We start from the raw sequence: 14,371 nt of genomic DNA, 5'->3' as shown, positions 1-14,371 counted from the left end.
GTTGCATTACCATTTGATTTTAAATCATTTTTTATTTAACTCATTGATTTTTATTTATTATTCAAAATATTTTTTATTATATTTCTTGTTGCTTGGTTATGATTTTATATTATTTTTACATTTGTCTGATTTAGAGGTTATTTATGAAATTAAAATCTAAAACAATTTGATTTTAATTTTTTTATTTATTAAATATCTTTATATGATTCTCTAAATACGAGTTAAAATGTAATTTACACGTATATATATTGATAATATATTGTTAAATTTATGCGGTTGACTTATTACTCATATTTCGAGTATTTAAATTATGATAGTTGGTAAAAGAAGAATAAATAAAATTATTAACTAACCTTATTTTGGCGGGTTGAAAAATAACGTATTGATGGCTCTATTTAGTGGTATTCAAATTAATCATCACATCAAACATTCATAAGAATACCTCAGTTTTATAAAACCAATTGGTTAAATAACTGAGGCATTCTTGGTGTTTAATTCATTTTATAATATTGAACTTTAGTTCCATGTTGATACAAGTCATTAAATTGTCTATTGATTAGACCAAATGCCACTAAAACGTTTTTCATTACTTGCGGTATAAATTACTGTATGGGCAATATTTCGATGCCCTAAATAGTCTTGAATTAATCGGGTATCTCTACCGAGGTCAGCTAATGCATACCCACATGCATGTCTTAACATGTGCGGGTGAAGTTTGACGGGTAGCCCTGCGATTTTGCCGTATTGTTCAAATAAACGGTAGATCTGGTAGCGAGAGATTTGGCTCCCTTTTTGTGAGATAAACAAGCAATCTGAGCTGGACGTTTTCCAAGAATTTCGCTCTAACAACCACCTTTCTATTGCAGTAAACTCTTCAGGAATTATCGGTTGAACAGTGGATAAACCTCCTTTTAACCGTCTGATGTAGATTATTTTTTGTGCTAAATCAATATCTGCCATTGTGATGTGAGTAAGTTCGCTAACCCTTAGACCATGTAGGAAGCTCATTAATAACAAGCAATAGTCGCGATTGGGATATCTCCCCTGTTTGGTTGCATTTAATAGAGCGTTAACTTCTGTGCGTGTAATAAATTTGCGTTTAGTCATTATGATCTCATTTATACCTCGTTACATTTCGCTATATACCAATGATAAATTAACTAAAAATAATTAATTTTTCTAAAATTAAACACAATATGTCATAAGCACACGTGATGATACCTAAATGTGAGTGATTAATCATGGTGACTTTTCATACTCCCTCACCGCGTTAAAAAGTGTAAGAAAACAGAAAGAATGGAATTCTTGAAGGATAAAATTTATTTTTCTAAAACAGGTCTCACTCACTGAAATAAATTGATTTATGGGTGGATGTTGTTGTGTTGGTGCTAAAGAGGAAGGGGATATAAAGGGCATCTACGGGGAGGAATCTGCCAAGCAGCACCATAAATGACGCTGCTTGGCGGTTTTAATTTACGATTATTCTTTCTTCTCTTTTTCTTCTTCTAATACTTCGCGATACCAACGAGGATGGTGTTTCCTTGCCCATCCACGCGTCACCCAGCCTTCAACCATGCTACGGATAGAGCCTTTTACCCAAAAGGCAGCATAAGGATGAACAACAACCGTAATTATCAGGGCTATTGCAGAAAGTGAGTGTGCCAGTAATGCTGCTCGAATTATCGAAATTGAAAAATAATCAGCGAAATAAGGACGCCAAATAATAATTCCACTTACCGTTAAGACGATAAGGCACAGGCTGAGAACCCAATAAATCCCTTTTTGGCCAAGGTTATAATGGCCGATATCGCCAGCTTCCTCATTACGTAATACCTTGTGAATATTTTTAGCCCAAATAAGGTCTTGCTTATCCACAAAGTTATATTTTAACTATCTAAAAAACATAAAGATAAATAAAAATGCCATGAGGCTACCGACAAAGGGATGCAGTATGCGAGATAACTGGGGCGTCCCTAAAATATTCATAAACCAGTTTAATGAGGGAAAAAAGAAACCTAATCCACTGAATGCCGTAAAGATAATGACGACTAACAGGTTACATTGCACCTTCTCACAAATTTACCTCCCTGAGTTCTACATAAAGGCCCTATTTGGCGTATAATCAGCAAATTGATTATTTTGTGCTATTTCATCATTATTAATCGTCATCAGGTTGTTGGCCCCTTCAGTACAATGGGATTTTTCGGCAAAATTGGTCAGGTGGGATATGTTGGAATTTTTAAAAAATTACGATAATTTAACGCTCAGTGAAAAAAAGGTATTAAAATATCTGAACGATAATATTGCCGATATACCCTACTTAAATATCAATGAGTTAGTCGCAAAAACCTATGTGTCGAAAACAGTCATTATTAACTTATCGCAGAAATTAGGCTTCAGTGGTTTTAAAGAGCTTAAATTTCAAATTAATAATTATATTCTGTCCAAAAATAAAACTGAAAAAGTCACGCCCGCGTCCTACAAAAAACAACTCGAGAAAAACATTAATAAAAGTTTTACGCTGATTAATGAAGATCAAATTAATGACTGTGCGAATATTTTACATAAATCGCGAAATATTTTTATTGTTGCGAGGGGTACCAGTAAGGCCGTAGGGTATTATCTTGAGCACTTACTCTTTGCATTAGGTCTGCACTGTTTTTTTATTAATGACTACAATTTGTCTGATTCTTTCACTCGACTCGTCAGCAAAGATGATACGGTGATATTTATTTCACTTTCTGGCGGAACAAAAAAGATTATTGAGACCGCCAAAATTGTACAATTGAAAGGCGCAAATATCATTAGTATGACAGCATTCAATACGAATGAATTAACCAGTTATACCGATAACACGCTTTTTTGTTTTGCAGACAGTTACGATACTAAAAGGGATGATACCAAGTCCCGTATTGGTTTTTTTATTTTAGTTGATTTACTTATCAATGAGTTAGAAAACCTACTTTAGGCGAATTTCTTAACTTACTCTTCCTATATTACCGCCTTTTTATTGTTATTTTTAACAATAATGCCGTTTCAAAATGACTTAGGTCATAATTTATGACCTAAGATAATTTTTAAAACCGGGACATCATTTCTTTTATAAAACCCCCAAGCTAGTATGCCTTTAATTCTAATAATAGAAGTCATAAGGAAAAAGTATGGCCAGAAGAAAGTTTGGTGAATCTATCCAACGCTTTGGGAGAACATTACTCCTTCCGATTGGTGTGCTTGCACCTATCGGTATGATATTGGGTATCAGCGGTGCGTTAGTGCAAACGTATATGATTGCACGCTTTCCTTTCCTCGGAAATGAAACAGTTAACGCTCTATTAGTTAGCATTCGTTCTATTGCAGGGGTGATTTTCGATAATATCCCATTGCTGTTTGCGATGGGGGTCGCTTATGGGATGAGCCAGAGAGATAAGGGGATTGCCGTCTTCGCGTCGGTAGTTGGTTACTTATCCTTGATCATTACCATGAATATTTGGTTGGTGCTCACCGGCAAGCTCGCTGATGCAGCGATTATGAGCCAAGTGGGGCAGATTAAAGTTCTTGGCATACAAACGCTGAATATCAGTGCGGCAGGGGGGATCATTACGGGTTTAATTGCCTCTTGGGCGACTGACAAGTTCTATAACCTTGAGCTTCCTACCGCGTTTGCCTTCTTCTCGGGGAAAAAATCGGTATCCATTATCATGATTGGTTTAATGATCATGGTTGGTGCGTTATTACCGTTTATCTGGGAAGTCTTAGTCCAAGGATTAATGAAGTTATCTGCTGTATTCTTGAGCCCTGTCGGCCCATTCTTTACGGCAGGTGGTGAACGTTTATTCATTCCGTTTGGCTTACACCATGTCTGGAACGTGTTGTTCCGTTTCACTGAAGCGGGCGGTACCTATGTTATTGATGGACAAACTTTTGTGGGTGTTGTCCCTGCGTTAACTGAAGTGTTATTCAAACAAGGTCCTAACAGCGAATATTGGGCGATGATGCCAAGTTTGACTCGCTTTATGGCGCAACAGCAAATGTTAGTAACACTGTTCTTATTCCCTGCGATTGCGCTGGCAATTTACAGAACATCGAAGAAAGAAAACCGTGCAGAAGTGAAGTCGATGTTGGTGACAATGGTATTGACCGCGATGCTGGGGAACGTGACAGAACCGCTCGAATTTACCTTCGTATTTATTGCACCACTGTTGTATCTCATTTACGCGATTATCGTGGGTATCGGTGCAGTATTACTTTCTTTCGCGGGTGTTGCTATTGGTTATATTCGTGGAACGGTATTCGACTTCACGATATTTGGATTGTTATACGAGCATACTAACTGGATATTCTTAGTCATCATTGGTAGCTGTTTAGCCGTGGTCACTTACTTTATTTTCTACTGGGCGATTATCAAATTTGATATTAAAACGCCAGGCCGTGAAGAATCGAGCAATCTGAAGAACACCTTAATTAAAGAAAAACGTTACGGAGAAATCGCAGAAATCTTAGTTCAAGCTTTAGGTGGTAAACAAAATATTCGTAACGTAGATAACTGTATTACTCGCATGCGTATTGATGTCTCAGAAGTAAATAAAATTGATAAAGATTTAATGTTGGAATCAGGATGTACCGCATTCTTCTTTCCATCGGCAAACCATGTCCATGTTGTATATGGACCGAAGGTTGAGTTCGTTCGCAATGCTGTTGATGAAGTAATGAAGAAATAAAGAAGGGATACAAAATGAGAGCATTATACGATTCTAAAAGTAAAACAATTGATGATCGAGGTATTAAAGCACTTTTATCTGATGAAGCGAAATATACAACTTGGTTAATGTTTGAATCTATGTTGGCTCAAGCGCAAGCGGAATTAGGTTTTATTCCTCAAGCTGCGGCAGATGAAATCAAAGAAAAAGCTGTGATTGAAAATATCGATTTCGAGGAAATGAGTCGAATTTACCAAAAAATCGGTCATGGCTTTGTACCGTTTCTCAAAGTGTTGGTAAATGCTTGTTCCGAAGAAAGCGGTAAATATATCCATTATGGTATTACTACCCAAAATATCCAGCAAAGTTCTCAGCTGTATATGATGAAAACCGTGCACAACAAATTTATGTTGTTACTTGGTGAAATCATTGAGAATTTGTCAGGTTTAGCAGAAAGAACAAAGCACATGGTGATGCCAGGTAGAACCCATGGCCGCCATGCTATTCCGATTACTTATGGCTATAAAGTATCGGTATGGATAAGTGATTTTATCGACTGTTATCAGCGTATGAAAGAGTGCGAAAAACGTGTATTCACTATCATGATGGGCGGTGCTGTGGGCGCATTTAACTCTATGCCTGGCATTGGTTTGGAAGTGCAAAAACGTGTTGCTGAATTAACGGGTATGCATGCGATGGAAGTACCATCGAGAAACTTAAGTACTCATAAGTTAGAGTATATGGCGAATTTAGCCTTGATGGCGAATATTTGTCATAAGATTGGTGAGGAAGTTTATAGCACGACATTGGAAGAAATTGCTGAGGTATCCGAAGGCTTCACGAAAGGTACTGTTGGTAGTAGTACCATGCCACACAAAATTAACCCGAAATTAGCCAAAGGGATCATCGCGAACTCACAGAAACTTTATTCTTTACCAAGTGTGGGAATGTATTCTGCGGTGAGACCTTATGAAGGGGATAGCAGCTCCTATATGTTATTCGATGGGTTGATTGAAGAAGCATTAGAATTGACCACCGAAATTCTCTTAAGAACGGAAGAACTATCCAGAACTCTAGTTCCCCATGAGGATAGGATGTTGCATAACGTACTCAGAAATAAAGGATTAGATAATACTGAATACGTCATGATGAAGATGGCGGAGAAACTAGGCAAGGATAAAGCCCACGAATTGCTCTATGAAGAAGCGATCAAAACAGCTGCGGATGGAGAAGATTTCTACACTAATCTGACCAAAAACAGCGTGATCACGGCTGCGTTTAGCAATGAGGAAATTAAAGCCATGTTAGATCCTCGCTCCTATATCGGTTTATCGGTTGAGATTGCTGAAAAAGAAGCTAAACGTGGTGGTGCAATTTCTCAACAAATTAAGCAGCAATACCAATAAGTTTATTGTCAGCGAAGGGTTATTTTGACAGAGAGCTACCCATAGTATGGGGTAGCTCTTTTTTACTTATAGGGATTGGTATTTTTTCAAATAGTACTGCAATTCCACTAACTCTTTAATTGGCTCTTTATTATGCTGTAGCCGACTGAGAACCCAATTAAATCGTTCGAGTTCAATCCTATCTTGTCGTATGCGATTTTCTAGTGCTCGTAGTGCGCGCCTTTTAGATGGTTGATTGGAAAATTTCTTGGTGAGAATAAATAAATTTAGCCAAATTCCCTGATTAATAGCAAAAAATTGGATTGTAGGTGTAAAAGGTTGCTGGTTTTTTCTGGCTAATAGTAAGGCACTTAATAAACGGTGCATCATTTGAGAGGTCGATGGCTTATTTCCTTGAATTAGCGTAGCAATACCTTGTTTGAACTGTTGCTTTGAAAGTTGAATTAACTGCTGATAGCGTTTTTTAGGGGTAGTTGGGAAAATCAATGCAAAGGCAAGCATTGCGACTAAAGGACCCGATACAACTGCGGCAGCATTACTGATATTTTGTGTAAACGAAAGAACAAGAGGGTAGCTCGGTTGCAGTAAAATCAACGAAACCATAATGTAATCAAATGCGATTAGCACGAATCTATTGTGGGAAAAAATGACGACACCACTGATTATCACTGGAACGATTAACAAGGTCATCTGCCATGAAGATGAAGCAAAGGGCCATAAACACCAAGTGCAAATTAACGCAGCGATCGCCCCCAAAAACTGCCCCGTAAAGATATATCTCATGAATTTTGCCGGGTAATCAATAGAGGCAAACAATGCGAGCATCACAGATAGCCCCAGCGTCAAATAGGCCAAGGCTTGCCATTGTGTCCATAACCATAAAAAACCAACTGCAATAATAGTGATAAAGGAACGAATAAAAGCATGCCAAGCAGAAATTTTATTGTGATGGAGTTTTAGCTTATCGTTTTTACTTGTTCGTTTGATTGATTTACCCAGAGTCGCATAGTAGAGGGGGATCAGTAGCGTTTTGAGTATGCCATTAGGACACAAAGACAAAATGTGTTTCCACTGGGTAGATGTGGGTTCTTGCGGTGGAAAATAGAAAGAGGGTAGTGACTGGCATTGTTCTAAGTGTAGCAGTATCTGGCTTTGGGAGATTAATTTTTGTCGTGCTTTGGCCACTTGTTTACGATGGTAACGCCAACCGATACGGTTAGCCTCTAAAATTTCTTCATAGCTTGCCATTGCTTGCCAAAGTTGGTCGATATCCTGCGGTTTAGTTTGGCTTTTTCTATCAAGGGTGTGATGCAAAATCTGATAAAACTGTGTATCCACTTGGTTTCTAAGTGTAATAACAGCTTCTTGTTCACGTTTTGGCGTAAATAAAACATTGAAAATGACCGCAGAAAGAACGCCAACAAGGATAGTCCATAACCGATCCCAAGCGACCATAAATAGGTTATCTGTACTGTGGACACTTAGCATACTTACCATGACGGCGGAATAACCGGCCAGAAAGGTGCCATACGCCACGAAGCCTTTTTGCAGTTGCCCGATACCGCTACAAGCACCTAACCACAATGCTAGCCCTACTATAAATAATAGGGGATTGATGAGATGCAATTGAATTAATATCACACCCGCAAGTACACCAGACACTGTTCCCGCGAAACGCCACCAACTTTTTTCCAGTAAGTTTTCACGCCAAGGTTGTGCGCAAGCCCAGACGGTCATGGCCGCCCATTGTGGATGAACAAGTTGCAAATACTGTGCAATAAAAAGAGCGGCTATCGATGCACAAGCGGTGATAGCAGCAAAGCGAAAGCGTATAGGATCGAACCCTAAACGGAGTAACAAAGTTGTATTATGTGGCATAGATTATGAATAAATTTGGCGTGTTATACTCGTTACCTTCAAGATGCAAGGTTGTCGCCTATCTGTATCTCGAATTTTTTAGAAGGTAAATGGGCTTATAGTTGATAAAATCAACTAACTGGTGTGCGATTATCAACTAATTGGTTGATAAAATCAACTAAAGGGGAAATATGCGTACAGAACAGGCAAGAGTATTTGGGGTTATTAGCCGAGCTGCTCACCATTATATGAAATGGATGGGGGAGCCTTATGGGATCAATGCAATCGAATGTTTAATGATTTTACATATTCATCAATATGACTCCTCTACTCTAGAACAAATAACAAAAGCCATGGTGGTGGATAAATCGGTCACGACACGGGGGGTGGGCAAGTTTCTTAAAAAAGGGTGGGTAGTGAAAACGATTAGCCAAACAGACAAACGGGCTTACCACATATCGCTGACACCTCTCGGTCATTCTATTGTGAGCGAATTAAATAATAAGCTAGATAAATGGAATGATTATTTAGCTGCTGATTTATCTGAACCCGAAGCGAAGCAATTATTTTCCTCTTTAGAGAGTCTAGCCAAGCGTGCGGTAGAAAGCTCAGTCAATGATTTCCCTTTGATATGTGAAGGGAAGGCTGAGTGAGATTGAATAAAAAAGCCAGTTGGGCTGAGTAACTGGCTTAGTGGGGGCCTGCATAACAAAAAGGCTATATACCCGAAGCAAATAATGTAAAGCCGAAGGGCTTGGAGTGTGACTTTTTATAAGATCTGTAGAGTCTTAGTGGTAATAAAAACTAATTTTAAATGGCTGATCAGTGTATTGTAATCACAGGTATGGATATTTTTTCTGATAAATTTTGAGGCAGTGTGACAATATTTTTGCTCATCATGAGTAATTCTCCATTTTTCTCTATACGGACACTGAGACCTAATGGCTTAGGGGTATTTATAACCTCATCATCTAAATAAAGAACAAAATTAATCGTCTTTCCTCTTTCTTCTATTTTAATCTGGTAATTGGAAATGTTATTCTCGACTAGATTTAATGCCCCAACGGAACTGAGTGAGATGGTAACGACTGAATTTTCAGGAATTTCAGAAGGTGAAAGAATTTCACCTTGTAATGGATGGTTCATCATATTTCTGTATTGCTGAGAAATATAGTTGCAACCACAAAGTGAGAAAATAAATAATAAAAAAATAAGGGTTTTGAATAAATTTCTAATATTAGTAATTATTAACATAAGTTATCTTCTTCTAGGGAGTAATATGATTCGCGGTACGAAACAGCATTTTTTGGAAAAATAATTTAACTGAGTTATACATGTTTCTTTGTTGGTTCTGACTTGATAACAGAGGCATTTCGGATTTTTCGCCAGTATATAAAATACCAACTCGAGGTAATGTCATAATGAGATTTTCATCAAGCCCTATTTGCTTGAAAGACTGGCGTAGTTGTCTGACTAGCTTGTAATAACTACTTTCAGTGACAATAGTTCCTCTTTTTTCCCAAATTTCATACATGATTTCTCTTTTGTTACTTCTTTTGACTAATAACATCTTTAATAAACACGATTCATTTTCAGAGAGATTAGTCAAAATGCTACCTCGAGTAAGTGTTCTTTTTAGAGGGTTGTATACGACTTGCTCAGACAATAAAATCATAGGTTCTATTTCGTTGCTACTAATACTATTCATAATAATTCTCATAATTTGATAAGTTAGTATAAAATTATTGTTAGTTTAACCACTTATAAAATATTTTTTACATCAACTAACACAGTAATTTATAAATATTTGTCATTATATTTATACAAGTATTTAAAGTAGCGTTAATTTAAATCATTTTGAGTGGGAATATATATCAAAAATATATTTCTATTTTTTAGTTTTCTATATTAGAGAGGATTCGATGCTGGTGGGGGATTGGAAAACTCCTATCTATACTCGTTATGCATAAGGGCACTTTAATTGTCGACTACACTTGTCGTCTGGCTGTACCTTAAATTATTTAGAGTGTTAGATGGGGGTTTGTTATGGTCAAATCAAACAAAAATTATCTCATCATCATCATCGCTAGGTTCTAATTGTATGTTTTTGATATTGTGTTCTAATTGTTCACGGAGAGGGACCATCATTGCTTTAATGGACGAATAATGATTCAATGCCGCTTTAAATTGTTTTTTAAGTGGCGAGTTTGCGGTATCCGGATTTGTTTGTAGTGTTTGAGCGACTCCAGCGATAAACTTTTTTCTCTCTTTCTTATCCATGGATAATATTGTCTTAAAAAAGAAAGAATTAGATTCTCTTTTGCTGTTTTTTTGTTCCAGTTGAGCGAGAAAGTCATCTATTTTTATTTGTTCTTCAGCTGAGATCTGAAGGCTGCTAGCGTTATTTGCATGTGAATTAGAAGACGCATTTGCGGTTGATGTCACTTCGGGCTTAATCGTCCTTGTACTTGGCAAAGATGTATTTGATACTAACGATGCAGTTGAAGTGAACGAATTATTGATCGATAGGGTCATGGTTACCTCGATGATTATTAACTAATTCAATAAGTTCTTGATAAGATTTTTTGTTTTTTTCTAAAATTTGACAACGAGTTGATACTGCTAGAATTTGAGGTAACACTTTTTTTGCCGCGATTAATGGCGAAAAATAATGGATCTCATTATTGCTTTCGATTGCAATAGTGTCATTACTTGTGTTTGGTTGAATATGAACGCAGGTATATTCCTTGTTTAGTGTGTGCTGCATATTTGTAGGAACATACAGTTTAGTATTAGCTGATTTTTTTTGCTGATGAAGGAAATAACTGGCAACAATATCTTTGATCCTATCATCGCTAAATACCGCAACAAGTCGTTTTTCCAGTCGCTCTGCACTTTGATTAACTTGTTTCTGAAAAGCGGTCTCACAACAGTCTATACCCTCAATGAAATCCGCTAATAATTGTTTGATCCCATCGCTGTAACCTTGTTGGTGTGCAATTTGGTAAACATTGTCTTTTTCAGATATTATTTTCTGGTGGTCAATGTTTGCTTTTTTTTGAGTATATTGAATCACTGCTTTTTGATACTTTGATGCACTTAAAACACGTTTTTTAATCAATACATTTTCTTGTGCGGTATCTTTAATGGGGGCTGGTGTTTTCATTATATTGGCTTCTACTGAGATAATGGCATGTTGCTGCAATAACATTCCAAGGTAATGTTATATTACTATTAAGAGAGATAACACTTTGTATTCTCTCATTAAACATATATTTCGCTCGTTGAACATAGATATGACCAAAGGGTGCTAAACATGATAAAACCTGTGCAGCTCCGGATATCAGGACTTCTTCCGACATACCAAGATTGAGTATGTTATGTGAATTCAATGGGTGGCGAAAATATTGATTCACTATATTCATATTGGGGACTTTTCCGGACCATGATTGCATATCAGTTTGTAATATTCCCCCAAGATGTACGGCAATAACGGGTAGTTTGCTCCAATGAATTGACAATATATTAGGTAACAAGCGCGTATTATCATTCGGCATCGATAAAGAATATTTTTCGATTAACTGTTGGTTATATTTTTCTTGCAGTCGTGGCGGTAATTATATCCATCCTGATTAAAATCAGGATGGATATAATTACCAGGAGCGAGAAAAATATGGCGCTGTTGAATAAATAATTTATTTAGCATGTTCATCAGCGGTGTTCTCAATGATATTTGAGTTTGTTTTTTTCTTAGACTGCTTCCAAATAAAAAGTAAAATACCGATTAATAAAATAATACTACAGGTAATGATGCCAAGAAGGATTGGGTTGATAAACGTTTTTGATTCAGATTTTACGCCATACTGTAGTGGAGGGCGGTTCACAATGACGACGGATATGTTATCGTAAGTTGTTTCTGCAAAACTGTTATTTAGAAATAACTTAATTTTATTCATCATCATTTTTGGGTCTTCATTTCCTGAATATGTCACCAAACTTGATATTTTTTGTATTTGCTTAACCGCGTTATTACCATTTAGTGGGTAACTGACGTGCACTCTGGCGTTGACAACATTTGGAATTGAAAGTAAAGATTGTTCAAGGCGTTGCTCAATTAATGAAAGTAATCGAGTACGCTCAGCTTGCGGGGATGCGACAAGTGAATCGCCAGGAAAAGCTTGAATAATCTCTACTGGGTCTTTTGACGGCAAGTTATATCGGCGCAGTAAATCAACAGCAAGAACAAAATTATCAGGGGAAATGCGGATAGAATCCCCTGTTTTATTATCATGCTTACGATCCGCTTCAATGCCATGCTCTTGTAAGATAGCGAGAACTTCGTTACTTTGACGTTGGCTTAAGTCGCTTAGCAATAGTTGGTTATCGCAACCAACTAATACAGTAATGAAGCTAATTAATAGAAGTTTTTTTAAGATATTCATGAATTATTGTGCTTTTAATACGGTATCAATCGCCGAAACGCTTTTATGCGTTAGTGTACTGATCATATTCATCGTTAGATTGTAGTTTCCGATTTTATTTTGCATTTCAAGCAAGCTAGCGGGGTTACTAGAATCAATATTATTTACTTGGTTAATTAAACTTGCTTTTTCATTACTAACGGTTGCAGTATATTCTGCAAATAGTTGCCTTACTTTATCTTCGAATGACCCCATTGGGTTAGTTGTCATTTCATCAGAAATATTTGACAGGTTAGTACTAGGGAGTGATACGGGAGTAATCATAATTTATATACCTATAGAAAAAGAGCACTGCATATACGGTGCTCTATTTTTATTAAACGTTACGAATAATAGATTGAGCAGTATCTTTAATTGATTTCATTAAATTACTTTGTAATTGACGAGCCATATTATAGTTGGCACTTAATGATGTAACCTCTGCGAGATAGACTGGGTTATCGACATCAAGTTTCGCCTGAGCGAGAGCATCATTCAATTCATTACCAATACTCTGCGCTTTTGAGCTGAGATTGGCTACGGCGTGGTACATCATGCCATTATTACTATTCTCTGGTGCTGCTTCTTCAAATGTAGAAATAACCCATTTACCTGTTGTGCTGTCTGTTCCTGCTGATGGAGTTGACATATACTTCCTCTTTTTATTAAGTTTAACGTGTATTTGAATTAAATAACCAATGATTGTTTCCTAACAAAATATAACCATTGATTTTCGTGATAAAAGATTTTCCTGCTAATTTGTCATTCTCAAGGTCAAATGAAAATTTAATTTGTCGTTCTCCCCATTGTTGATAAAATGAGTTTATAAAAGTAATTAGTGAGGCGGTTTGTTTATCATTTAGACTATCTTTAATAATAAAAACCGTTTTGTTGTGTTCATTTATTTTATGCCATTTAACGTTATTTTCTGTTAATCCTAGCTCAGATTTTTTTATCAATTCATTGATATTAGATACTTTAAATTGGCTTTCTTTATAGCAAGTTAAATATGAAAAGAAAATGTTGTTGATAGCTATTTTTTGTTTTTCTGATATTTTTCCATTAGAGATTTTAATAACGGGTTTACATGGGTTTTTTATATCTAATTTTAACAACTCAGGAAGAAATTCTGAAATTTTTTCTTCTATTTCATGTTCAAAACTAGCAATTTTATTAATAGTAAAACTATTACGGTACTTGGATTTTAATAAGCGTTGCTTACTCCAGTCTAGGTCTCTTTGATTTTCAACTAAAATCAAAAATTTATTGTTTATTCCTTCATTGATAATTACGGGGTGATGGTTACCGTTAATCATACTGGCGATAGCTTCTACTTTTTTATCTTTACTATCATCGGAATAATGTGGAATTGTTATGAAACTGATTATACTAAGTGCGATTATTGATACACCAATGAGGATTTTTTTAACGTATGGCGTTTTTTTAAATCTACGCGTTTGGTTTTCTGCTTTAATAGCTTTACCTGACATATCACTATTAACTACAGGGTTTTCCCAAGGTGTATCTATTTGTTTAATACAAAAAGGGAATAGGTCACGTAATACAACCTCATGTAGGTTAATTGGAATAATAGTACTTTGCTCTTTCGTATGAAGGTCAATGGCTATTTGGCCTTCATGGGAGATAATGGAAAAGGTGAAAGGCTCTTGATGACTCGGGATTGAGTAAGCCGTAAAGCCTTCATCAGAGATATCTTGTCTATAGTCATTATCTTCACCAATAATAATTAGGTTAGCATCTAGATTTATCATTATTTCGTGATCGCACATTTCACCACTAGCGATCTTCATAATATACGTTCGATTGTTTGCTTCTGTCATTTGTGCAATCTCAATAAAAATAATTAGTGAGTATTAAATAGAAATCTAGGGGTATTTCATCAGAATTCATCATATTTGTTTATACCGTCGAATTTTTTGGTAAGGTACGA

General features: G+C 36.3%; 14 protein-coding genes and 1 pseudogene. 4 read left to right on the top strand and 11 right to left on the bottom strand.

Going from position 1 to position 14,371, the window contains the following annotated elements; all coding sequences use genetic code 11:
• Positions 1-549: 549 nt before the first annotated feature.
• Together PSF27_RS09100 and PSF27_RS09095 are read right to left on the bottom strand one after the other, a co-directional pair.
• Positions 550-1,107, bottom strand: a complete 558-nt coding sequence (locus PSF27_RS09100) for a tyrosine-type DNA invertase (protein ID WP_206085157.1) — start codon at positions 1,105-1,107, stop codon at positions 550-552.
• Positions 1,108-1,479: 372 nt separating this feature from the next.
• A pseudogene (locus PSF27_RS09095) lies at positions 1,480-2,079 on the bottom strand (formate dehydrogenase subunit gamma).
• 148 nt (positions 2,080-2,227) lie between these two features.
• Between PSF27_RS09095 and PSF27_RS09090 the strand changes: the two are divergent.
• The 3 genes from PSF27_RS09090 (at position 2,228) to PSF27_RS09080 (ending at position 6,103) form a co-directional block, all read left to right on the top strand.
• Positions 2,228-2,968 (top strand): MurR/RpiR family transcriptional regulator, encoded by a 741-nt coding sequence (locus tag PSF27_RS09090; RefSeq protein WP_206085156.1) that lies wholly within the window; start codon positions 2,228-2,230, stop codon positions 2,966-2,968.
• A 193-nt stretch (positions 2,969-3,161) separates the two neighbouring features.
• Positions 3,162-4,718: a PTS transporter subunit EIIC gene (locus tag PSF27_RS09085; protein ID WP_272681337.1), complete on the top strand. Its 1,557-nt coding sequence runs from the start codon at positions 3,162-3,164 to the stop codon at positions 4,716-4,718.
• Positions 4,719-4,732: 14 nt separating this feature from the next.
• Positions 4,733-6,103 (top strand): class-II fumarase/aspartase family protein, encoded by a 1,371-nt coding sequence (locus PSF27_RS09080; RefSeq protein ID WP_272681336.1) that lies wholly within the window; start codon positions 4,733-4,735, stop codon positions 6,101-6,103.
• Positions 6,104-6,169: 66 nt separating this feature from the next.
• Here PSF27_RS09080 and PSF27_RS09075 read toward each other — a convergent pair whose 3' ends face one another.
• Complete coding sequence (locus PSF27_RS09075; RefSeq protein ID WP_272681335.1) at positions 6,170-7,981, bottom strand: FUSC family protein; 1,812 nt, start codon at positions 7,979-7,981, stop codon at positions 6,170-6,172.
• A 170-nt stretch (positions 7,982-8,151) separates the two neighbouring features.
• On the opposite strand from PSF27_RS09075, the gene PSF27_RS09070 reads away from it, so the two are divergent.
• A complete protein-coding gene (locus tag PSF27_RS09070; protein ID WP_272681334.1) occupies positions 8,152-8,613 on the top strand; it encodes a MarR family winged helix-turn-helix transcriptional regulator in 462 nt (153 codons plus the stop codon).
• 169 nt (positions 8,614-8,782) lie between these two features.
• On the opposite strand, the gene PSF27_RS09065 is transcribed toward PSF27_RS09070, so the two are convergent.
• From PSF27_RS09065 to PSF27_RS09030, 8 genes are all read right to left on the bottom strand, one after another.
• Positions 8,783-9,214: a YbaY family lipoprotein gene (locus PSF27_RS09065; protein WP_272681333.1), complete on the bottom strand. Its 432-nt coding sequence runs from the start codon at positions 9,212-9,214 to the stop codon at positions 8,783-8,785.
• Between the two features lie 13 nt (positions 9,215-9,227).
• Positions 9,228-9,494, bottom strand: a complete 267-nt coding sequence (locus tag PSF27_RS09060; protein WP_272681332.1) for a winged helix-turn-helix domain-containing protein — start codon at positions 9,492-9,494, stop codon at positions 9,228-9,230.
• A 521-nt stretch (positions 9,495-10,015) separates the two neighbouring features.
• The gene (locus PSF27_RS09055) at positions 10,016-10,495 is read right to left on the bottom strand and encodes a hypothetical protein (RefSeq protein ID WP_272681331.1); all 480 of its coding nucleotides are present in this window, start codon (positions 10,493-10,495) and stop codon (positions 10,016-10,018) included.
• Positions 10,476-11,171 (bottom strand): hypothetical protein, encoded by a 696-nt coding sequence (locus tag PSF27_RS09050; RefSeq protein WP_272681330.1) that lies wholly within the window; start codon positions 11,169-11,171, stop codon positions 10,476-10,478. The genes PSF27_RS09055 and PSF27_RS09050 overlap by 20 nt, the downstream gene beginning before the upstream one ends.
• A 484-nt stretch (positions 11,172-11,655) precedes the next feature.
• Complete coding sequence (gene sctJ, locus PSF27_RS09045; RefSeq protein WP_272681329.1) at positions 11,656-12,402, bottom strand: type III secretion system inner membrane ring lipoprotein SctJ; 747 nt, start codon at positions 12,400-12,402, stop codon at positions 11,656-11,658.
• A gap of 3 nt (positions 12,403-12,405) precedes the next feature.
• On the bottom strand, positions 12,406-12,705 hold the full coding sequence (gene sctI, locus PSF27_RS09040; RefSeq protein WP_272681328.1) for a type III secretion system inner rod subunit SctI: 300 nt from the start codon (positions 12,703-12,705) through the stop codon (positions 12,406-12,408).
• A gap of 52 nt (positions 12,706-12,757) precedes the next feature.
• Complete coding sequence (locus PSF27_RS09035; RefSeq protein ID WP_272681327.1) at positions 12,758-13,069, bottom strand: EscF/YscF/HrpA family type III secretion system needle major subunit; 312 nt, start codon at positions 13,067-13,069, stop codon at positions 12,758-12,760.
• Between the two features lie 22 nt (positions 13,070-13,091).
• A complete protein-coding gene (locus PSF27_RS09030) occupies positions 13,092-14,261 on the bottom strand; it encodes a PrgH/EprH family type III secretion apparatus protein (RefSeq protein ID WP_272681326.1) in 1,170 nt (389 codons plus the stop codon).
• Between the last annotated feature and the right edge of the window lie 110 nt (positions 14,262-14,371).

Origin of the sequence: Providencia sp. PROV129 (assembly GCF_028482245.1) — a bacterium.
GTDB classification, from domain to species: domain Bacteria; phylum Pseudomonadota; class Gammaproteobacteria; order Enterobacterales; family Enterobacteriaceae; genus Providencia; species Providencia vermicola.
This window is presented reverse-complemented; position numbering and strand designations above follow the sequence as displayed.